We start from the raw sequence: 20,737 nt of genomic DNA on the forward strand, positions 1-20,737 counted from the left end.
GGCTCCGGCAACGGCTCGGGAAGCAGCCCGTGTGTTGTCGTCCCCAACGAAACGGCCTGCCTCGTCATCGATCCTCGCCCCGGCGGCGGAGGCGGCGGAGGGGGCCGTGCTCCTGCGGTTCCCGCAGCCCCCGTGATCACCGTCCCCGATATCATCGAGACCGAATTCCAGGAGATCGACATCCCCGGACAGAAGATCAATATGTGGCCCAACGGCTGGGCCGTCGCCCACCGCAAAACCGCATTCTGGGCCACGGGCGGAACCAGAATCGCCGACATCACCCTGCTGGGCCAGCCCGTGAGAATCCGCGCAACGCCCGTCCAGTACCGATGGGATTTCGGCGATGGGGCGAAGGAGACCCGCCGAACCCCGGGGACGAAACCCCGGTCACTGGACAGAGCGAAGTTCAGCCACGAATACCGGTCGGTGCAAAAGGTTCGTGTGAGCCTCACGACGATCTACCAGGGCGAGTACTCGGTCTCCGGCGGCCCGATGGCGCCCATCTCCGGAGATGTCGGCGTCACAACTCACACCGATCCGATCCAGGTCTACCGCTTCCACAAATACCTGGTCTCGGGACCCTGCGCTGACGACCCGGGTGCCCCCGACTGCAAACCGTCCAAGAAGTAGCGCCGGCCGAGCCTTCTCACATCCCGCTCGCATCGAAGTGCCGACGCAGTTCGGCCATGAACACCGTCCCCGAACGATTGACCCCATCGGGGTTCCAAGTCGCATAGATCGGGATCGTGGGCAGCTCCGGTTCCAGCTGCACCCAGCTCACATTCGGCACATTGACCGCGCTCATCAGAGACTCCGGTACCAGTGCCACACCCAAACCGGCCTTCGCATAGCCCACCTGATCCATATACGAGGCCACGACCTCGGTCAGGACGGGCGAGCGCCCGTGCTCGGTGAAGTACCCGAGCATCGCATCGTAGTTGGCACGCGCGGATTTCCGGGAGAACGAGATGATCGGCAAGCCGTCGAGCGCAGCCAGCGGAACCCGTGCCGCCGCCTCGTCTGTGCCCTCACCGGGGATCAGGTGCGGATAGGTCTCCGGGTTGAAGGCGACGACCAGGCGGTCCTCGTAGAGCAGTACGTCCTGACAGCCGTCAACACTGCCGAAGGTGTTGGAGAACGTGATGTCCAGTGCCCCGCTCTCCAGCTGCGCCTGGATCTGCGGGGTGTTGTCGTTGAACAGCTCGATCCGCAGGCCGGGGTTGTCCCGCCGGATCAACCGCAGTCCGTCGATGACGCGACTGAACAGCAGAGCCGGAGTCACCCCCACTCGCACGATCCCACTGGCGCTGCCCTCCCGGTCGCGCGCCAGTCCGCGGATCGACTGGGCCTGCCGCACGATCGAGGTGGCCAGGGCGAATACGTCCCGGCCGGCATCGGTGAGTTCGAAGGGACGCGTGGCCCGGTCGATCAGCCGCACGCCCAGGTCGGCCTCGAGCCTGCGGATCTGCTGACTGACGGCAGACTGCGTTAAGAACAAGCGCCGCGCGGCCTTCTCAAAACTCTGTTCCTCGGCCAGCACGACAAAGTACTCGAGGTTCCTCAACTCCATGGATCGTTCCTATCACAGGCGATACCCGCCAGCGCCTCCCATAAGTTCATCGGCTAGCCTAACCTTCTGTACCGCTTCTGCGTGGAATCCGAGTATTCACGGCAGATACCCCGCATAACAGAAAGCCTCCTATGAGACCTCGACATCCCCGGATGCTGGCTGCCGCAGCGGCCGCCGGCGCCACTGTCCTGACCGCCGGCGCTGTAGTGCTGCTGCCCGGCCTCGGCCCGGACGCCGCCACACCTCCCGCCCAAGCCGCCACGGTGCAGGCCAACGAGACCTTCCAGGGCGCGGGGACCTCGGCCGCAGGCGGAGCCGTCAGCCAGCAGTCCTGCGACTTCACCGGGGATGGCAAGCCCGATATCGTCACCTCGGCCTGGATGTGGAAACGCGATGGCTTCGGTTCCCCCGGTGCCACCTATGTGATCCCGAACGGCACATCATCGGCCGAACTCGACGATGAGTCATCCGGCATCATCCGCATCGAGGGCCCGCAGACCACCGCTTCGACCTCGACCGGCGCATTCAGCGGATTCAGCCTCAGCTGCGCCGGAGACGTCAACGGCGATGACATCGACGACGTCATCATCGGCGACTACATGGACCGCCGCGCCTATGTGGTCTTCGGCATGAAGGACCCCCACAATATCTCGCTGGAGTACCTGGGCGATGACGGCTTCGTGATCCAGGGGCCGCAGAACGGCACCTCGGGCAGGTTCGGCAATCAGGTTGCCGGCATCGGCGACATCGACGGCGACGGAAAGGACGACCTGTCCGTCGTCGATTCGACCGCGAACAGCCGCGGCGGCGCAGCTTACCTGGTCAAGGGCCGCGACGACATCGCGACGGTCGACCTGACCGAGGCCACCGGCAGTGGCGGGACAGGATCGGCCGACCTGATCGGCACGCTCAACGGTGTGCCGGACCGGGCAGTGGCCTATGTGGCTCCCGCCGGCGATGTCAACGGCGATGGGAGGGCCGACCTGGCCGTGGGCGGCTACGTCGCCAAGCCCAAGGCCGTCACTTCGGACGAGGATGATAAGACCACTGCCCACGGCATGGTCTGGGCCGTGACGGATCCCAGCGGCGATATCTCCCTGGACGAGGGCTTCTCCGGCTTCACCGTCAACGGCCCGGCTCGTGGCAAGGACCGCTTGGGCATGTCGGTCGCCGCGGCCGGCGACATCGACGGCGATGGCTTCGACGACCTGGTGGTCGGCGCCGACGGCGTGGTCTCCGGCACCGGCGGCACCGTGGTGGTGCGCGGTTCGGCTACGACGGCCGACGTCGACACCGATCCCGAGGCCACAGCTGGCAAGCCGACCGTGTACAGCCGGGCAGATGCCAAGGCCCCCGCCGAGGACCGCGGCTGGTGGATCGACGCAGACGAATCCGGCTTCGCCGTCTCCGCGCTGAAACCAGCGGCCAAGGGCGCCTCCGGCACCCTGGTGACCGGTGCGTTCGGCGCCTCGAAGGCCTGGGCGATCGACACCCGCGCTCTGACCAGCCCCCGGGTGTCGGTCGACGACATCGACCCCGCCCTGGTCACCGAGGTCGGCGCCGATGACAGCGACCGTCTGGGCCGCGGAATCGGCGTCATCGAGTCCTACGGCGACAAGGGTGCGCAGATGATCGTCGGTGCCGACAACGTCGCCAAGCGCGGCTATGTCATCACGGCCGATGTTCCCAAGCAGGGCGAGGCACCGGAACCCAGCGAGTCCGCTGAACCGAGCGAATCGGGCCGGCCCAGCGAAAGCTCCGAACCCTCGGAGAGCGCGGAACCGAGCGAAAGCTCCGAACCGAGTGAAAGCTCCGAACCGAGTGAAAGCGCTTCGAGCGAGCCGAGCGAACCGGGTGGACCCAGCTCTTCGGCGACTCCCTCTGATGACGCCACAACGGAGCCGGGCGACGAGGATTCCGCCGCCGAGGACGCCGATTCCGACGCGGATTCCGATGACGGCTCGGAGGGCTCGGAAAATGACTCGAGCTCCGACGATGCCAGCTCCGGCTCCGACGGCTCGGATGATTCCGACGATTCCGGCGACGGCTCGGAACTGCCCGTCACCGGCGCCCAGATCACCGCCGCCGTGGCACTGGGTGCCGCACTCATCGCAGCAGGCATCGTCTTCACCATCGTGGCCCGCAGGAGGCAGAAGTGAAAAAGCAGCTCAACGCGCATCTGATCGCCGCAGGCCTGACCGCGGCCGCCCTGGCCCTGGTCCCCGGCGTGGTCGTGGCAGCCGAGGGCACCGAATCGGCGCCGGCCCCGGCCGAATCCACGGAGCCCAGGGAAACCGCGACGGCCACGGAGACCTCGCCGGCCTACGGGACGTGTTCGGCCGAGGCACATGAGAAGTACCAGGTCACCGGTGCCGATGGCGAAAAGTACGACGGCTGGCACCCGACCACGGTCACCGACCCGCAGACGGGGAAGAAGTGCACCTTCGGCCACGACCACGGGGACGATCCGAAGACCTCGGCGATCTACGACTGGACCATGAAGAAACTCGGCGGCGAGACCGACGGGATCCCCATGGCCTATGCCGGGATGCAGTCGATGAAGGACGGCGCGAACGTCGTGCCGCATCGCCACGAGGACCACTACGGCTACACCTTCTATGTCGCCAACGACGTGGCGCAGGTGCGTTCGGACCGCAAGGGATATGCGAAGTCCGGGGATTCGAAGACCAGCTGCGACTATCTGATCGGTCTGCACCAGGGCAGCCACTCGAACGATGCGCTGCACAATAACGCCCACGAGATCCTGTACGCGGCCAAGTGCAATGACGGTGTCGAGATGGTCGTCGATTCGCTCTCGCTGTTCGGCCAGCCCAATGAGTACGAGGAATCCTGCACGGGCAGGACCGTGAAGACCTCGGGCTCGGAACTGCCGGAATCCGCGCACGGCAAACGGTCCATCCCGACCGTCGCCTGCGCGAAGAAGACCCAGCAGGTCTACGATGCCGATGCCAGGCAGGCCAAGACCTCGGACTCCTGGGGCCTGTACGAACGGTGGGAGGCCGACCAGACCTACACCATGCCCAATGGCAACACCGTGAGCATCGATCCGTGGTTCGGAGTGCGCAATCCCTCGCGGATCGCCGATGGGAATGAAAAGGTCGCCACCGCCTCGCTGTTCGGCGCCGATACCGTGGGCTGGCCCTGGTCGACCATGACGAAGCCGCTGGAGCAGACCGATGCGGCATCGCCCTTCAATGGGGCCCGGCGGGATCTGTACCTGCAGAACTCGCGGCTGGACAATCGGGGCGGGCAGACCGTCTGGTATACCGACGCCTATGGCAAGAACCCCTCATCCAAGCCGTTCAAGGGTTCGGTCAAGCAGTATGCCTCGGCCACCTCGAATGCAGACGGACCCGAATTGGAACGCCGCGTCTTCGGATTCTCGACGAACTACGGTCCGGCCGGGTCGGGGGTGAGCGCCCCGAACTAGGGCCCCGCAGCCCTGCACGAGCCGGGGCCTGCACGAGCCGGGACCCGCGCACCCGGCTCGTGCAGAATCCCTTAAACCCTCAACACCTTCCGCTCCTTCTGGACCGCGGGATCGGGCACCGGCGAGGACGCGATGAGCCGGGCCGCGTACTCCGTGCTCGGCGCGGAAACGATGGCCGTGGTCGGCCCGGACTCCTGGATGGCGCCGCGCTGCAGAACGATGACGTCCTGCGCGACCTGTTCGACCACCGCCAGGTCGTGGCTGATGAACAGACAGGCGAAGCCGTAGTCGTGCTGCAGCTCCTGGAACAGCTCGAGCACCGCGGCCTGGACGGAGACGTCCAGAGCCGAGGTCGGCTCATCGGCCACCAGCAGGTCCGGATCGTTGGTCAGCCCTCGGGCGATCCCCACGCGCTGCCGCTGCCCACCGGAGAGTTCGTGCGGATAGCGGCCCGCCCAGCTGGCCGGCAGGTGCACCCGTTCGAGTAGCACACCCGCCCGGCGCAGGGCCTCGGCGCGCCCGATGGTCTTCGTCCAGATCAGCGGTGCCGCGATCGACTCCCCGATCGAGCGCCGGGGGTCCAGCGAGGACGCGGGATCCTGGAACACCATCGACCGGGTGAAGGCCGAGGTCCCCGACCCGGCCCGTGCACCGCCGGACGCGCTTCCGGCTGAGGCCCTGGCCCGTTTCGGCTGCCCCATTGTGATCGTGCCGGCGCCAGGGGTGAGCAGACCAACCGCCAATTTCCCGATCGTCGACTTGCCCGAACCGGATTCGCCCACCAGGCCCACGGTGCGCCCGGGCGCCACGGTGAACGAGATCTGGTCCAGGGCCTTCGCACCGGCCCGTTTGAGCGCCCGGCTGTAGTAGTAGTCGACCCCGGAGAGGGTCAGGGCAGCGGCCGGCGAGGCCGCAGCGGCCTCGGCCACAGTATCGGCAGCGGCATTCCCCACAGCCCCCACGGTCATCCGCGGCACCGCGGCGAACAGATCGCGCGTGTATGCGTCCTGCGGACGGTTGAACACATCGTCCACACTGCCCGATTCGACGATCCGACCACCCTGCATGACGTACATCCTGTCCGCGGAATTCGCCACCACGCCCATATCGTGCGTGATCAGCAGGACGCTCATCTGCAGTTCGTCCTTCAGCCCGTCGAGCAGGTCGAGGATATCGGCCTGCACGGTGACGTCGAGCGCTGTGGTCGGTTCGTCCGCGATGAGCAGCTTGGGGGTCGCGGCGATCGCCATCGCGATCATCACGCGCTGTCTCTGCCCACCGGAGAGCTGGTGCGGATACTTCTTCAGCGTGCCGGCCGGATCCGGCATGTTCACCATCTCCAGCAGTTCCAGGGCCCGCGAGCGCTGGTTCGCAGTACCGGCCACCCTGTGCTTCATCGACATGTGCATGAGCGTGCCGATCGTGTACACGGGGTTCAACGAGGTCAGTGGATCCTGGAAGATCACGCCGATCTCGCGGCGCAACAGGTTGCGCCTGGCCGCCTCGGGCAGGATCCCCAGGTCCTGCCCGTCGAAGAGGATGGAACCGGTCGACCAGCTGTTCCGCGGGTTGAGCCCGGCGACCTCCATCGCCGTGACCGACTTGCCCGAACCGGATTCGCCCACCAGGGCGACGATCTCACTGGGCGCGATCGTAAACGAGACATCACTGGTGATGGGGGTGTCGGTCTTGCCGAAGCCCACACTCAGGTCCTTCGTCTGCAGCAGCATCGCTTACCTCCTGGGATCCAGCACATCGCGCAGGAAATCGCCCACCAACCCGAAACTGAGGATGATGAGGCTGACCGCGACGGCGGGGATGATCAATTGGACGGGGTAGTCGGTCATGAAGCGCTGGGCGCCCGCGACCATGGAGCCCAGCGACGGCTCCGGCGCCTGGACGCCCAGGCCCAGGAAGCTCAGGCCGGATTCCAGCAGGATGGCAGCCGCCATCACGGTGGTGAACTGGACGATGATCGGCGTCAGGCAGTTGGGCAGGACGACGGTGAAAATGCGCTTCCAGGTACCCGCACCGAATACCTGCGCCGCTGCCACGAACTCCAACCCGGCCACGCTCATCACCTGGCCGTGGACCACACGGGCAAACGACGGGATGAACAGAATCCCCATGACCAGCACCAGGGTGGCCTTGTTCGTTCCGTAAAGAGTGGTGGCCATGAGCGCGATGATGATCGGCGGGAACGCCAGGATCACGTCGACCACGCGCATCAGGAGCAGATCGCCCAGTCTCTGATACCAGCCGGCCAACAGGCCCAGTACTGTGCCCAGCACCAGCGCGATGAGGGTGGCCGAAACGGTGATGAGCAGTTCGACGCGCACGCCCTGGAGCAGCCGGGCCCAGGTGTCGCGGCCCAGTTCGTCCGTGCCCAGGAAGTGCCCGTTGCCCGGGGCCGCGAAGCGGTTGACCACGTCCTGTTTGAGCGGGTCGATCCCCGGCACCAGCACGGAGCCCACGGAGACCACGATGACCAGGAGCAGGAAGACCGCTGCGACGGTGCGCGCAGGCGTCAGCGAGCGGAAGATCTTGGCCCGTTTGGAGTTGTCGGTGACACGGCCGGCCAAGGTGGCCACGGCCTCGGCGCCGGAAGCACCGCCGGTCGTAGGAGTGTTATCCGTGGTCATAGCGCGGCCCTCCGGATCCTGGGGTCGAGGAGCCCGTAGACGATTTCGACGACGAGGCTCAGGATGATGAAGCAGATGCACAACACGACGACGATCGACTGGACGACCGGGTAATCGCGTGCGGTAACCGAGTCGATAAGCAGGGAACCCACACCCGGGAGGTTGAAGATGCGTTCGACCAGGACCGTCGAACCGATCAGCGATCCCGCCTCCAGGCCGACGATCGCCGCGACCGAGGTCAGCGAATTGCGCAGCACGTGCTTGTTGAATACGCCGGCGCGGGTCTGGCCCCAGGACCGGGCGGTGCGCACCCAGTCCTGTTCCAGGTTCTCCATCACCTGCGAGCGCGTCATCCGCCCGACCACCGCCGCGATCGGCAGGGACAGGGCCACGACCGGCAGGATCAGCCGGGCGAAGTGTGTGCCGGGGTTCGAGGCGATGGAGGTGAAGCCGCCCGAGGGCAGCAGGTGCCAGGTCAGGGCGAACAGCAGCACGAACAGCGCGCCGACGACGTAGACCGGCACGCTGGTGAGCACCGACAGGAAGCCGGAGACGATTGTGTCGATGGCGCCCTTGGAGCGTGCGGCCCAGGCGCCCAGTGCCACGCCGACGATCGTGCCCAGGATGAGTGCGAAGATCGCGATCTCCAGGGTGACCTGCAGGCGCGGGCCGATCAGATCGACCACCGGTTGGGCGTAGACATAGGATTCGCCGAAGTTCCCGGTGAACACGGAGCCCAGGAAGGCGAAGTACTGGACCCATACGGGGCGGTCCAGGCCCAGGGATTCGCGCACGGCGGCCAGGGCCTCGGGACTGATCTCGGTATTGCCCCCGCCCAGGATCTGCACCGCGGGATCGCCGGGGACCGCCTGGAGCATGAGGAAGATGAGTGTCATCGTCACCCACACCAGCACGATGCCGGTGACGATGCGTATGCCGATGTACCTGATCATCACTGTCCTCCCTTGATATAGGCCAGCGAGTAGCCGGAGTAGAACGACAGGAAGCCCGGCAGGGTTTTAAATCCCTTGACCTCATTGGTGTAGGCGTGGGCCTGCCCGCGGGTGTTGACCATGACCAGGGGGACGTCGGTGATCATGATCTGGCGGATCTTCTGATAGATCTGGTTCTTCTGCTCGTCAGTCTTCGCCGCCGAGCCCTGTTTGACCAGACTGACCAGTTCGGGGTTGCTGTAGTGGGCCGAACGCACATTGGACAGGCCGCCGTCGAAGAAGGTGCCCATATAGCTCGGGTCGGTCACCACGCCCACATTGCCGTTGATGAACAGGTCGTAGTCGCCCTTGTTCGACATTTCGGTACGCGTCGCCCAGTCCGGGGAGATCAGTTTGATCTTCAGGCCCACGGCTTCCAGATCGGCCTGGATGGACAGGGCCACATCGCGGTGGAAGACGTACTGCGAGTTCGTCAGGAAACGGATCTCCTTGGAGGTGTCGAATCCGGACTCCTTGATCAGCTGCTTGGCCTTGGCCGGGTCATAGGAGTACAACGTGTCCCAGTTCGGATCGTAGGCGGGATCGGCCTTGTCCATCGGCACCCCGTACTGGGATTCGCCGTGTCCGAAGAACGCCGCGGACACGGAGTTGTCGCGGTTGATCGCATAGGCCACGGCCTGGCGCATCTTGGGATCGTCGAAGATTCCGGTCTTGACGTTGAACAACGTGTACATGAACGGCCCGTTCTGCGAATCGAGCGTCATGTTCTTGTCGTTCTCCAGCCGGGAGAAGTCCTCCCAGGGCACGTAGTCGATGAAGTCGACGTCGCCGGATAACAGGGCCGAGGTCCGGGCGTTGCCGTCGGGGTAGAACTTCAGATTGATCTTCTCGAGATCGACGTTATCGGCGTCGTAGTAGTCCTCGTTCTTGACCAGCTGCAGACTCTGCCCGGGGCTGTAGGTGTCGACTTTGAAGGGACCGGCACCGTCCCAGCCGTCCTTCTTGTCCTCGATCGAGTCCTTCGAGTAGATCGCGGCTGCCGGGATCGCCAGGTACTGGACGAAGGCGTTGTTCGGCGAGTCCAGCACCAGTTTCATCTGAGTATCGGACTCGACCTCCATGGATTTGAGGCCCTTGAGCCCGTCGAACACATAGCCGGGGGATTTCGGGTCCGACATGTACTCGAAGTTCCGTTTGACGTCCGCAGTGGTCAGCGGGTCACCGTTCGCGAACGTCAGGCCGGACCGCAGTTCAACCGTCCACGTCTTGTTGTCCTTGCTGGTGACGGATTCGGCCAGGCCGGGGACCAACGTACCGTCCGGGTCATAGGCCATCAGCCCGCGTTGGACCAGGGCGTCGATCGTATAGCCGACGACCGAGGAGTCCACCGCGGGCGGGTTGGATTTCGGTTCGGCGGACAGGCCGATGTCGAGCACGCCCTGGTCCAGGCCGCCCTCGGCTTCACTGCCCGCGGGCCCGCAGGCCGTGGCGCTGACCGCGGTCAGCAGCCCGACCACACTCAACGCCACGGCTCGCAGGCCCGTTCGCATCTTCCTAGTCACGCGTCCCTCCCGTTTTCTCGTTGCCTCCGCCGTCACTTCCCGGCGTGGCCGTCGCTGTGGCTCCCGCCGCCGAGGTCCCGGCGGGCACATATCCGTAGGCGGCCTCGGCTGTGGCCGGGCTGATCCTGCCCTCCCGCAGGTCGCGTTCGACCAGTTCGACCGGCCGCTTGGCAGGCGTCCCGAAGCCACCGCCGCCGGCCGTTTCGATCCCGATCGTCTCGCCCGTGTTCATCACGAACTCGGTCTGGTCCAGGTACTCCTCGTCGCCCACCTCGACGTGCAGGCTGCGGCCGGGGCCGCCGCCCTCCAGGCCCCAGGGCTGGGTCCGCTGGCGGGAGATCGACACGTGGCACACGCAGTCGTCGTGGTTGACGGTGACGAGCCGGTGGATGCCCATGCCGCCGGGGTGCTCGCCCACGCCGGAGGAGTCGTCGACCAGTTCGTAGCGGTCCACGGTCAGCGGGTACTCGATCTCCAGGGATTCCACCGGTAGGTTCGAGGTGTTCGTGATGTGGGCTTGGACGCCGTTGAGCCCGGAGGCGCAGTGGCTGGCGCCGAGTCCCCCGCCGATCGTCTCGAGGTAGACGTAGTACTCACCGGTACGCGGGTCGATTCCGGAGAACTGGGTCGCCGGCACCGATCCGTAGGAGGCGGCGGTGACCAGGGTCGGATCGGCCTTGGACAGCGCGCCGTGGACCAGGTCGACCACGCGCTGGCACAGCTGGGTGCGCCCGTTGACGGCAGCGGGGGCCACGCAGCTGAGCACGGAACCGCGCGGGGCCGTGACGGAAATGGCCCGGTACAGGCCCGCGTTCGTCGGGATGTCGGAGCCGACCACGGTCTTGACCGCGTAGTACACGGTCGCCAGCAGGGCGGTGGGCACCAGGTTGATCGAGGCGCGGACCTGCGGCGGAGCGTCGAAGACGAACTCGAGTTCCTCGTCCTTGACGGTGAGTTCCAGCGAGATGTCCAGGATGTCCGGGATCTCCTCGCTGTCGAATTTGTCGGCGAAGGTATAGGTCCCGTTCTTGATCTCCCTGATCCCCGCGCGGACCTTGCGCTCGGTGTAGTCCATCAGCGCATCCCCTGCCGCGCGCATGGTCGCGGTCCCGTACTTCTCGAACAGGTCGACGGTGCGCGCCACGCCCAGCCGGTTCGAGGCCAGCTGGGCCCGGAAGTCCGCAATGCGTTCGGCCGGGACCTGCATATTGATCAGGATCAGGTGCATGACATCGTCGATGTACTCCCAGTCGCGCACTGCGCGCACCGCAGGGATCCGGATGCCCTCCTGGAAGATCGTCGCGTGCGTTCTGTCCGCATAGTCGGAGTGGTGGGCCAGGTTCGTCGCCCAGCCGACCAGTTCCTCTGCGAAGAAGATCGGGGTGACCAGCACGATGTCAGGGAGGTGGGTGCCGCCGCCGGTGTGGGGGTCGTTGCCCAGGAAGCCGTCGCCTGGCCGGATGTCGGACACCGGGTAGCGGTCCAGCACGGCCTTGACGATGCCCATGAGCGAACCCAGGTGCATCGGAATGTGTTCGGCCTGTGCCAGGGCATTGCCCTCGGCGTCGAACAGGGCGGTGGTGCAGTCGCGGCGCTCCTTGATGTTCGGGGAGTACGAGGCCTTGACCAGGGCCTCGCCCATCTCCTCGCTCACGGAGGCCAGGGCGGATCCGATCACCTCGACCCTGATCGGGTCGATGTCCGCCGGTTGCGCGGTCGAGTTCGTCGTCATTGTGTTCTTCCTTCGAAGTCTGTGGCTGTGCTGGTGTCTGGGGTGGCTGGGCGATCTGCGCCAGGACTGCCGTGGCCGCAGGCCGGGGCCTGCAGGTTCGGCCGGCCGGCTCAGTCGTCGGCGATGATGAGCATGTCCGAGGCGTCGATATGGGCGGTCTGCCCCGGCAGTACGAAGGAGGTCGTATCGTACTGCTCGATCACCACGGGCCCCGCGATCGACTCACCGGTCGGAATGCTGGTGCGTTCCAGGACCGGAACTTCGGCCCTGGCACCGTATTCGGAGATGTAGACCTGTCGGGTCACCGACGCACCCGCCGCCCGGGCGGCGGACCGCTGGCTGACCTCGATCGTGTCGACGGTGCCCACTGCCTGGATGCGGAAGTTGACGATCTCGATGATCGAATCGGCGTTGATGTAGCCGTAGAGCTCCCGGTGGCGGGCCTCGAAATCGGTCTGCAGATCCGCCAGCAGCCGCTCGGTGTCCTCCAGATGATCCACTCCGACCGTGATCTCGTAGTTCTGGCCCCGGTAGCGGACATCCGCGAAGTGCTTGAGGACCACACGCTCATCCGGCAGCGCCTCGGCCGACTGCCAGGCCGCGGCCTCGGCGGCCAGGGTTTCGAAGACCCGCAGGGTCTTTGCGCCGGCGTCCGCGTCCAGGGGCGTGCGCGCGGTGGCGATGAAATCGGACTTCAGGTCCGTCATCAACATGCCGATCGCGCTCATCGCGCCAGGGGACTGTGGTACCAGGGTCGTCGACATCCGCAGTTCGCGCGCCAGGCGGCCCGAGTGCAGGGGGCCGGCACCACCGAAGGCCACCAGCGCATAGTCGGAGGGGTCGTAGCCCTTCTGCACGGAAATCACGCGGATCGCCTTGGCCATGTTCGCGGTGACCACGGAGATGATGCCCTGCGCGGTCTCCTCGGTACTCAGTCCCAGCTGATCGCCCAGGGACTTCACCGCGGCGAAGGACAGGGATGCGTCGATCGGCATCGCCCCGGCCAGCAGCGCATCGTTGTTCAGGATTCCCAGCACCACGTTCGCATCCGTCACGGTGGGCCGCATATTGCCGTTGCCGTAGCAGGCAGGGCCCGGATAGGCGCCCGCGGATTCGGGGCCCACCTTGAGCAGTCCGCCGTCGTCGATCCAGGCGATCGACCCACCACCGGCGCCCACCGTGGAGATGTCGAGCATCGGCGCCTGGATCGGCCGGCCGTCCAGCTCCATTCCGTTCGACGAGGTGGGGGTGCCGTCGTTGACCAGTGCGATGTCCGAGGACGTCCCGCCCACGTCCAGCGTGATGACGTGTTCGAAACCGGAGTTGCGCGCGACCTCGGCTGCCCCCACCACACCCGTGGACGGGCCCGACAGCACTGTGCGCACCGGCATCTGCTCGGCGGTCTGGAAGGAGATGACACCGCCGTTGGACTGTGTGACCTTGGGCGCGCCGGACAGTCCGCGCTCACCCAGCCGGCGGCGCAGCGACCCCAGGTAGCCCTGCATGATCGGGCCGATGTAGGCGTTGACCGCGGTCGTCGAGAGGCGTTCGAACTCGCGGAACTGCGGCAGCACATCCGATGACAGGGTGATGAACTTCCCCAGCAGAGCGCGGGCCAGGATCTCACCGACGGCCTTTTCGTGCGCGCTGTTCTCGAAGCTGTAGAGGAAGCACACGGCGATGGCGTCCACCCCTTCCAGGGCCGCACGGTTGTCCTCGACCAGCTGGGTCACCGCGGCCTCGTCCAGCTCCTGCATCACGGTGCCGTCGTATTTCAGCCGCTCGCCGACTTCGAAGATGAGGTCGCGGCCGGTCAGCAGTTCCGGCTTCTGCGCGTAGAGGTCGTAGAGCTTGGGGCGGCGCTGGCGTCCCAGTTCCAGCAGATCGCGGAAGCCCTCGGTGACGAAGATGGCGATCTTCGCACCCTTGCCCTCCAGCAGGGTATTGGTCGCCACCGTCGTACCGTGGGCGAAGTATTCGACGGTTTCGCCCGCCGTGGCGTAGCGTTGCAGCGCGGATTCTGCGCCTGTGAGCACCGCGTTGCCGGGGTCGGACGGGGTGCTGGGGGTCTTGAGGACCTTGAGTTCACCGGATCCGGTGTCGAACAGGGCGACGTCGGTGAAGGTGCCGCCGGTGTCGATTCCAAGGCGCAGGGCCATATCTGTAACTTCCTCTCAGTGGTGTGACGTCCCCCTCCCTTCCCCCTCCCTTTGAGTTCCACTACGACATGAATTGACGGTTTTCGGCCGTTTCGGGCTGATTTTCGACAATTCAGGTTGTAGTGGAACTTTGAGAGGGGGGGGTGGGTGGGTGGTCAGTGGATGGTGATGGGTTGGGTGGGTCGGATGGTGATGTCTTCGAAGGTCGCTTGGGGCGGGGCTGCGGCGATGAGGGCTACCGCATCGGCCAGGGTCTCCACCGGGACCATCTGGTTAAACGGCACCTCGACGGCATCCGCCCGGTCCTGGACGCTGGGCATGGTGCGGACCATGTCGGTGTCCATATAGCCGGGGAAGATCGAGGTGACCCGCACCCCGGCGCCGCGCTCCTCGGCGCGCAGCGAGTTCGTGTACGCCTTGAGCGCGTGCTTGGACGCCGAGTACAGGCTGTTGCCGGGGCTGGAGAATTGGCCGGCACCCGAGTTGATCATCACAACGTCCCCACGTGCCGCCCGCAGTGCCGGGGTCAGTGCCGCGGTGAGTCCCGCGACCGCCACGACGTTGACGCCCAGCACGTGTTCCCAGTCCGCGCGGGTCAGTTCCGCCTGCGGTTTGCGCAGGCTGACCCCTGCCGAGTTGACCAACATGGCGCAGCCGGGCACGGCCGCGGCGACGGCGGCCTGATAGGCGGGCTCCGTGACGTCGCCGGCCAGGCAGGTGACGTGCGCCGGGGCCTCCCCCATTGCCGAGGCCGCACCGGGCCCAGTGCCCGCGTCCGGCAGGGCGCTCTGCAGTTCGGCTGCCAGCGCCCGCAGTTTCGCCTCATTGCGGCCCAGCAGGACCAGGTCGAAATCCGGGGCCAGGCGGCGGGCGATCGCCGCTCCCACTCCCCCGGAGGCTCCGGAGATCACGGCGACCCTCCGGTCCTGCGCGGGTCCCGCCTGCGCTGTACTTGCCCGGGCGGCACCCGTCTGGGCGGCACCCGTCTGTGCTGCGCTCATCGCGTACCGTCCCGGCCCGCGGGGGCGCCGGCGAGGTTCCGGGTTCCGGCGGGGTCGAAGACACTGCCCTTTTCGAAGACGGTCTCCAGGAGTTGGTCCGTGAACCCCGGCAGCCGCTCCGCATCCCAGATCCCCGGCTCCACGGTCCGTGCCTCGCCGAGCACGGTCTGGGCCAGGTACTCCCCGATCGCCGCGGCGTGTTTGAAACCGTGTCCGTGGCAGGTGCCGGCCACGTACACACCGGTGTCCCGGCCCACCTGTCCGATGGTGAACTGGTCGTCCGGTGAGGTGGTGATCATGCAGACCCGCGATGCCGCCGGCACCGGGTCCAGGGTCGGGAAGGCGCGGCGGGCCACCCTGGCCACATTGCGCCAATCGCGTGTCGGTTCGATATCCCGGTCGAAGTTCGCGGGGTCGATCGGGTGGAGTTCCTTGGAGTTCAGGCTCAGTCCGATCTTCATCCCGTGGCCGTCCACATCACCGTGGCCCCAGATGCTCATATCGTCGAAGCGACGGATGAAGCCGGGCAACCGCGGTGCCAGGTAGGCCTCGGCGGAGCGCTGCCGGTAGCCGGGGATGTCGCGAGCGCGTGCCGCGGCCAGCTCCTCGTCGATCCGCCACCAGTTCATCGGGCTGAACAGCGCCTGCAGGCCGGGGATGTCCACCGCATTGGCCAGCCAGGGGCCCAGGGCCAGCACGATCTTCTTCGCCCGCACGGTGTTGCCGGTGGACAGGCCCAGTTCGAAGGTACTACCGGCCGTGCGCCGGATCGACTCGACCCGGCCGCCGCCCAGCACGTCCGCACCGAGCTCCCGGGCCCGCCCCAGCGCCGAGGCGATGGAGGCCTCGGCGCCCACCGTCCCACCGCTGGTGTCGAGCACACCGATCTCGTCCGGGTCGATGTTCTCGAAGGCCGGAAAGCGGGAGACGAGTTCGTCGGCCGAGTATGTTTCGATTGGGACCTCGTGGTGGGCGGCTGTGGCGATCGCACCCTTGACGTAATCGGAGTCCGGCCGGCCGATGGTCACCGCACCCACCTGGTTGAGGATCGGGGTGCCGCTGTGGTCTTCGAGTCCACGCCAGAGTTCGGCGGCACGGCGGGCCACCGTGCCCAGTTCGATGTGTTCCATACAGGCGATGCGGAACAGGCGGGTGTGCCCGTGGGACGATCCGAAGGGGTGGACCACGGGGTACTGGTCCAGTCCCACCGCCTTGACTCCGCGTTCGGCCAGTTGCCACAGGGTGTGGGAGCCGAAGGCCCCCAGCCCGATGACCGCTACGTCGTACATCTGTGCATCCCCCAAAGGTCGTGTCCTGGTGTCCATCGGCGCTGTCCCTGCTGGGGCCCGGAAGACGGGCCGTGGATCGCCGATGGACACCAGTGTGGTCCACAGCACACTTGGAGTAAAGATGATACTCGCCTACACATTTGTCATGCAGGCATTCAGATTTCTTAAGTTATAAGCCTGAAACGCCGGTGCAACAGCTCAATAACATGGGTCGAGCGCTCAGAAGGCCCGGGAAGCGGCGAACTGGCGGTGGCGCAGGCTGCGCCCGCCGATCACCATGTCCACCAGCAGCCCCGCGGTGAACGGGGCGAACATCAGCCCCAGCATATTGTGGCCCGATGCCATCCAGGTGTTCTCGAGCCCCGGCACCCGGTCGATCACCGGCAGGCCGTCCGGGGTCAGCGGACGCGATCCGACCCACTCGTCCCGGCGCACCGCCAGGACATCCGAATCCAAATAGGGCGAGACCCCCGCGACGATCTGCTCGATCCGCCGCGCATTGAATCGTTCGGTGTCCCCGTCGAACTCCATGGTCCCGGCGATCCGGGTGGCCCCGTCCATAGGCACGGAGACGACGTGCGCGGACTCGAAGATCATCACATGTTCCGTGGCGGGCTGTGCGTCGACAGTGAAGCTGTAGCCCTTACCCGCCCGCATCGGCATCCGGTACCCCGAGGTCGCACCCACCTGGGCACTGCCGATTCCGGCTGCGATCACCACGGCATCGGCTGCGAAGTCCCCGCACGAGGTGTGCACTCGGCGCACATCACCCTCATCCGTGACCGAGGTGACCATAATGCCCTCGTGGATCGTCACGCCCGCAGCCCGCAGTTCACGCTCCAGGGCGTCGACGTAGTGGTTCGGATTCGTGAAATAGCTGCCGGCGTCCAGGAACCCGAAGCCCGTTCCGCTCAGGGCGGGCTCGATGACCTGCAGACCGGCCCCGTCGACCACCTCGGAGACCTCGTGGGGCCAGCTACTGCCTGACATCCGATCCAGTTCGTGTGCCCGCCCGGCGGCCGCGGCCGCGGCCGAATCGTAGACGTGCAGATACCCCGCATCGGACACCTCGACGCCGATATCGGCGGCGAAATCCAGGAAGTCGCGGGTGGCCAGGTTCTCGATGTCCTTGAGCCCGGCCTGATTGCGCCCATACCTCCCCGGCAGGGAATTCCGCGCGACGCGCATGAGGAACGGCGCATAGCCCGGCAGCGTTCCCGGATCCACATGCAGGGCACTGTCCTGGCGGTACAGCTGGGTCAGTGCCGATAGGATCAGCGAGCTCTTGGCCACGGGGGTCGCCTGGTCCGGGCAGATCTGCCCGGCATTGCCGCGCGCAGCCCCCGAGCCGACCACACCGCGTTCCAGCAGGGTCACCTCGGCCCCGGACCGGTGCAGCCGCAGGGCGCTCGTCAGGCCGATCAGGCCCGCGCCCACGATCGTCACGCGCACCTCAGACCTCCACCTGAACGGCTTCGAGGAACTTGCGGGTCCGCGGGTCCTGCGGATTGTCCAGGACCTCGGCCGGAGCTCCCTGCTCGACGATCCGGCCCTTGTCGAAGAAGACCACCCGGTCGGCAACCTTCTGCGCGAACTCCAGTTGATGGGTCACCACCAACATGGTGTAGCCCTGCCCCGCCAGTTCGCGGATCGTCTTGAGCACCTCGCCCACCAGTTCCGGGTCCAGCGCCGAGGTCGGCTCGTCGAACAGCAGCACCTCGGGATCCATCGCCAGCGCCCTGGCGATCGCCACGCGCTGCTGCTGGCCGCCGGAGATGTCACCCGGGTAGGAATCGGCGCGGTCGGACAGCCCTACCTTCTCCAGCAGTTCCAGCGCCCGTTCCCTCGCCTGCGCACGCGCTTGCCCCTTGACCCGGACGGGGGCCAGCATGATGTTCTCCAGCACCGTCATATTCGGGAACAGCTGGAAGTTCTGGAAGACGAAGCCGAAGCGCTGTTTCTGTGCGGCGGCGACCTTGCCCTTGAGCTTGGCGAAGCCGTCCTTGTAGGGTTCGATGCCGATCAGCTCGCCATCCAGATGGATCCGGCCCCCGTCGATCGCCTCGAGATTGTTCACGCAGCGCAGCAGGGACGATTTGCCGGAGCCCGAAGGGCCGATGATGCAGATGACCTCGCCCCGTTCGACCGCCAGACTGACGTCGTCGAGGACGTGGAAGTCTCCGTACCACTTGTCCAGATGGTCGATGGTCAGGAAGCTCATGGGGTCTCCTTGTGCAGATCCTTGTGCGGGTCCGTGTGCAGGTCCGTGTGCGAAAGGGTATGGGAGCCGGTCATGCGCCACGACTGTAGCGTCGTTCCAGCAGGCCGGAGAGCCAGCTGAAGATGAGGACCAGCACCAGATACCAGATGGCGGCGACGAACAGCAGTTCCATGGTCAGGAAGTTGTTCGAATAGAGCTCTTTGGTCACCGTCAGCAGGTCGTTGCCCGCGATCACCACGACCAGGGACGTGTTCTTGAGCATCGAAATGAACTGATTGGCAGTGGGTGGGACGATCAGCCTGATGGCCTGGGGCATGATGACCCAGCGCATCGCCTGACCGCGGGTCATCCCCATGGATTCGGCAGCCTGGGCCTGACCACGGGCCACGCCGTTGATCCCGGAGCGCACGATTTCGGCCATATACGCGGCCTCGTGCAGGGCCAGGCCCAGCACGGCGGCGGCGAACGGGGTGACGACCTTGTTGACGTCGATGGATGCGGGCCCGATCCCCAGGTGCGGGATGAAGATGGCGATGTTGTAGAAGATGAGCAGCAGGATCAGCAGGGGCAGAGCGCGGAACAGCGCGACATAGGCCTTGGACAGGTTCTTCCACACGGGATTGTCCGAAAGCATCCCGACCGCCAGCAGGCCACCGCCGATCACCCCCAGCACCATGGCCAGCACGGAATAGATCAGCGTATAGCCCACGCCCGTGAGAATTCGGTAGTCGAACAGATACGCCAGGGTCTTCGACCACTGCAGATTACCCGTGGCGAACAGGTAGATCACGAAGAGGACCAGCACCACGCCGATCGCGCCGGTGATGACCTTGCGCGGATTGAACTTGTGGTGGTACCTGATCTTCCAGTCGGTCGGTGCTTCCGAAGTCACGGTACTCATGATCAGTCCTTCGCCGGGCCGTCGTTGATGCCCGACTTCTCGATCATGCCCTCACTCAGACCGTATGCCTTGAAGATCGTGCCGTACTCACCGCCGTCCATCAACGACTGCAGAGTCTCCTTGAGCGTCTCCTGCAGCTCGGTGTCGTCCTTGCGGGTCACGATGCCGTAGTAGTAATCGGAGGAGATCCGGCCCTCGCTGACCTCCAGGGCATTGCCGCCGCCCACACTCTTGGCCTCGTGAACTGCCGCCGGGTAGTCATTGCCCGTGGCGTCGGCACGGCCGTTGACCACGGCCAGGGTCGCGTCATTGCTGGATTCGTAGAGCTTGACGTCGATCGGTTTCTTCCCGTCGGTCTCACACTTCTTGCTCTCGCTCTTAGCCGTTTCCACGGACTCGATGCCCGTCTGCAGCGCGAGGCTGTGACCACACATATCCGACAGGCTCTTCACTCCCAGCGGATTGCCCTTCTTCACCTCGAGGGCGGTGGCGGAACGGTAGTAGTCCACAAAGGACACTTCCTTGCGGCGGTCGGGGAGGTCGGCATATGAGGCCACCGCGAAGTCCACCCGGTTCGCCTTGAGCGCGGGGATGACCCCGTCGAAGGCGACTTCCTGGACCTTCATCTCAATGCCCAGCTTCTTCGTCACGGCGCGGGCCAGTTCGTATTCCGCGCCGAGCTCCTTATCGCCCTCCCTGTACCGCATGGGCGGGAAGGTGAAGGTCATCGAGACGTTCGCCGATTCCTTGTACTTATCCGGCAGCTTGGCCGCCAGAGCGTCGTCCTTCGAGATGCCGTCCACCACCTTCCCGGCGGCCTCGACGGTGTCGGCCCCCTGTGGGGCGCCATCATCGCCGGCAGTGGCTTCATCGGCATTGCAGGCGGACAGCGAGGCGATCAAGCCGAGCGCGGCGAGTCCTGCCCACATCTTCGTGAAACGGGCGCGCTGCTTAACGGATTTCATGTGTCCTCCAGGGGTACGGAACCGGGGGTTGGATTCAGCACAGGTGGGTTCTGCCGAATTTATTGCATGTGATCTAGACCATAGCAATAAAGATGTTGTGAATCACAGCCGTCCATCAGGTGGAGGATCGATGAATGGTAAACGAACCGTTCAGCACCGCTTAACCTCGATTTTTCACGGGTTGGGGTTTGTGCTTGATCGCGGCGTCGTTGTCTCATGTTGTAGGTGATTGTACTGTTCGGGTGTGATGTGCCTGCGCGTGTCGCCGCGGTGGTCGGGCCGTTCCATGGG

17 protein-coding genes are annotated in these 20,737 nt (G+C 65.8%); 3 read left to right on the forward strand and 14 right to left on the reverse strand.

Annotation, left to right across the window (positions count from 1 at the left end; translation table 11 throughout):
- The first annotated feature begins 132 nt into the window (after positions 1 to 132).
- Positions 133 to 630 (forward strand): PKD domain-containing protein, encoded by a 498-nt coding sequence (locus NQ034_RS13750; RefSeq protein WP_257049521.1) that lies wholly within the window; start codon positions 133 to 135, stop codon positions 628 to 630.
- A gap of 16 nt (positions 631 to 646) precedes the next feature.
- Here NQ034_RS13750 and NQ034_RS13755 read toward each other — a convergent pair whose 3' ends face one another.
- Complete coding sequence (locus NQ034_RS13755; RefSeq protein WP_257049522.1) at positions 647 to 1,570, reverse strand: LysR family transcriptional regulator; 924 nt, start codon at positions 1,568 to 1,570, stop codon at positions 647 to 649.
- 131 nt (positions 1,571 to 1,701) lie between these two features.
- Between NQ034_RS13755 and NQ034_RS13760 the strand changes: the two genes are divergently transcribed.
- Entirely contained in the window at positions 1,702 to 3,729 is a 2,028-nt protein-coding gene (locus NQ034_RS13760; RefSeq protein ID WP_257049524.1) for a hypothetical protein, read from the forward strand.
- The gene (locus NQ034_RS13765) at positions 3,726 to 5,021 is read left to right on the forward strand and encodes a hypothetical protein (RefSeq protein WP_257049525.1); all 1,296 of its coding nucleotides are present in this window, start codon (positions 3,726 to 3,728) and stop codon (positions 5,019 to 5,021) included. Before NQ034_RS13760 ends, NQ034_RS13765 begins: the two co-directional genes overlap by 4 nt.
- A 71-nt stretch (positions 5,022 to 5,092) precedes the next feature.
- Here NQ034_RS13765 and NQ034_RS13770 read toward each other — a convergent pair whose 3' ends face one another.
- The 13 genes from NQ034_RS13770 to NQ034_RS13830 form a co-directional block, all read right to left on the reverse strand.
- Positions 5,093 to 6,751 carry a dipeptide ABC transporter ATP-binding protein gene (locus tag NQ034_RS13770; protein WP_257049526.1) on the reverse strand — a complete coding sequence of 553 codons (1,659 nt, stop codon included), beginning with the start codon at positions 6,749 to 6,751 and terminating at the stop codon, positions 5,093 to 5,095.
- A gap of 3 nt (positions 6,752 to 6,754) precedes the next feature.
- Entirely contained in the window at positions 6,755 to 7,663 is a 909-nt protein-coding gene (locus NQ034_RS13775; RefSeq protein ID WP_257049534.1) for an ABC transporter permease, read from the reverse strand.
- Complete coding sequence (locus NQ034_RS13780; protein WP_257049535.1) at positions 7,660 to 8,616, reverse strand: ABC transporter permease; 957 nt, start codon at positions 8,614 to 8,616, stop codon at positions 7,660 to 7,662. Before NQ034_RS13780 ends, NQ034_RS13775 begins: the two co-directional genes overlap by 4 nt.
- Positions 8,616 to 10,178 (reverse strand): ABC transporter substrate-binding protein, encoded by a 1,563-nt coding sequence (locus tag NQ034_RS13785; protein WP_257049536.1) that lies wholly within the window; start codon positions 10,176 to 10,178, stop codon positions 8,616 to 8,618. Before NQ034_RS13785 ends, NQ034_RS13780 begins: the two co-directional genes overlap by 1 nt.
- The gene (locus tag NQ034_RS13790; RefSeq protein ID WP_257049537.1) at positions 10,171 to 11,910 is read right to left on the reverse strand and encodes a hydantoinase B/oxoprolinase family protein; all 1,740 of its coding nucleotides are present in this window, start codon (positions 11,908 to 11,910) and stop codon (positions 10,171 to 10,173) included. The genes NQ034_RS13785 and NQ034_RS13790 overlap by 8 nt, the downstream gene beginning before the upstream one ends.
- 110 nt (positions 11,911 to 12,020) lie before the next feature.
- Positions 12,021 to 14,069, reverse strand: a complete 2,049-nt coding sequence (locus NQ034_RS13795) for a hydantoinase/oxoprolinase family protein (protein WP_257049538.1) — start codon at positions 14,067 to 14,069, stop codon at positions 12,021 to 12,023.
- Between the two features lie 155 nt (positions 14,070 to 14,224).
- Positions 14,225 to 15,070: an SDR family NAD(P)-dependent oxidoreductase gene (locus tag NQ034_RS13800; RefSeq protein ID WP_257049540.1), complete on the reverse strand. Its 846-nt coding sequence runs from the start codon at positions 15,068 to 15,070 to the stop codon at positions 14,225 to 14,227.
- Entirely contained in the window at positions 15,067 to 16,359 is a 1,293-nt protein-coding gene (locus NQ034_RS13805) for an FAD-dependent oxidoreductase (protein ID WP_257049541.1), read from the reverse strand. The genes NQ034_RS13800 and NQ034_RS13805 overlap by 4 nt, the downstream gene beginning before the upstream one ends.
- A 219-nt stretch (positions 16,360 to 16,578) precedes the next feature.
- The gene (locus tag NQ034_RS13810; protein ID WP_257049542.1) at positions 16,579 to 17,811 is read right to left on the reverse strand and encodes an NAD(P)/FAD-dependent oxidoreductase; all 1,233 of its coding nucleotides are present in this window, start codon (positions 17,809 to 17,811) and stop codon (positions 16,579 to 16,581) included.
- A gap of 1 nt (position 17,812) precedes the next feature.
- Complete coding sequence (locus NQ034_RS13815; protein WP_257049543.1) at positions 17,813 to 18,580, reverse strand: amino acid ABC transporter ATP-binding protein; 768 nt, start codon at positions 18,578 to 18,580, stop codon at positions 17,813 to 17,815.
- Between the two features lie 70 nt (positions 18,581 to 18,650).
- The gene (locus tag NQ034_RS13820) at positions 18,651 to 19,481 is read right to left on the reverse strand and encodes an amino acid ABC transporter permease (RefSeq protein WP_257049544.1); all 831 of its coding nucleotides are present in this window, start codon (positions 19,479 to 19,481) and stop codon (positions 18,651 to 18,653) included.
- A gap of 2 nt (positions 19,482 to 19,483) precedes the next feature.
- Positions 19,484 to 20,446 carry an ABC transporter substrate-binding protein gene (locus NQ034_RS13825; RefSeq protein WP_257049545.1) on the reverse strand — a complete coding sequence of 321 codons (963 nt, stop codon included), beginning with the start codon at positions 20,444 to 20,446 and terminating at the stop codon, positions 19,484 to 19,486.
- 59 nt (positions 20,447 to 20,505) lie between these two features.
- On the reverse strand, positions 20,506 to 20,737 hold a 232-nt coding region (locus NQ034_RS13830; protein ID WP_257049546.1), incomplete at its 5' end, for a hypothetical protein.

The sequence above is a fragment of the Brevibacterium moorei genome, assembly GCF_024580735.1.
GTDB classification, from domain to species: Bacteria; Actinomycetota; Actinomycetes; order Actinomycetales; family Brevibacteriaceae; genus Brevibacterium; species Brevibacterium moorei.

Coding starts and splice junctions, on each gene's coding strand:
- NQ034_RS13780 (WP_257049535.1), bottom strand. CDS start 8,616: ATGATCAGGTACATCGGCATACGCATCGTCACCGGCATCGTGCTGGTG.
- NQ034_RS13775 (WP_257049534.1), bottom strand. CDS start 7,663: ATGACCACGGATAACACTCCTACGACCGGCGGTGCTTCCGGCGCCGAG.
- NQ034_RS13820 (WP_257049544.1), bottom strand. CDS start 19,481: ATGAGTACCGTGACTTCGGAAGCACCGACCGACTGGAAGATCAGGTAC.
- NQ034_RS13790 (WP_257049537.1), bottom strand. CDS start 11,910: ATGACGACGAACTCGACCGCGCAACCGGCGGACATCGACCCGATCAGG.
- NQ034_RS13760 (WP_257049524.1), top strand. CDS start 1,702: ATGAGACCTCGACATCCCCGGATGCTGGCTGCCGCAGCGGCCGCCGGC.
- NQ034_RS13795 (WP_257049538.1), bottom strand. CDS start 14,069: ATGGCCCTGCGCCTTGGAATCGACACCGGCGGCACCTTCACCGACGTC.
- NQ034_RS13770 (WP_257049526.1), bottom strand. CDS start 6,751: ATGCTGCTGCAGACGAAGGACCTGAGTGTGGGCTTCGGCAAGACCGAC.
- NQ034_RS13825 (WP_257049545.1), bottom strand. CDS start 20,446: ATGAAATCCGTTAAGCAGCGCGCCCGTTTCACGAAGATGTGGGCAGGA.
- NQ034_RS13815 (WP_257049543.1), bottom strand. CDS start 18,580: ATGAGCTTCCTGACCATCGACCATCTGGACAAGTGGTACGGAGACTTC.
- NQ034_RS13805 (WP_257049541.1), bottom strand. CDS start 16,359: ATGTACGACGTAGCGGTCATCGGGCTGGGGGCCTTCGGCTCCCACACC.
- NQ034_RS13800 (WP_257049540.1), bottom strand. CDS start 15,070: ATGAGCGCAGCACAGACGGGTGCCGCCCAGACGGGTGCCGCCCGGGCA.
- NQ034_RS13755 (WP_257049522.1), bottom strand. CDS start 1,570: ATGGAGTTGAGGAACCTCGAGTACTTTGTCGTGCTGGCCGAGGAACAG.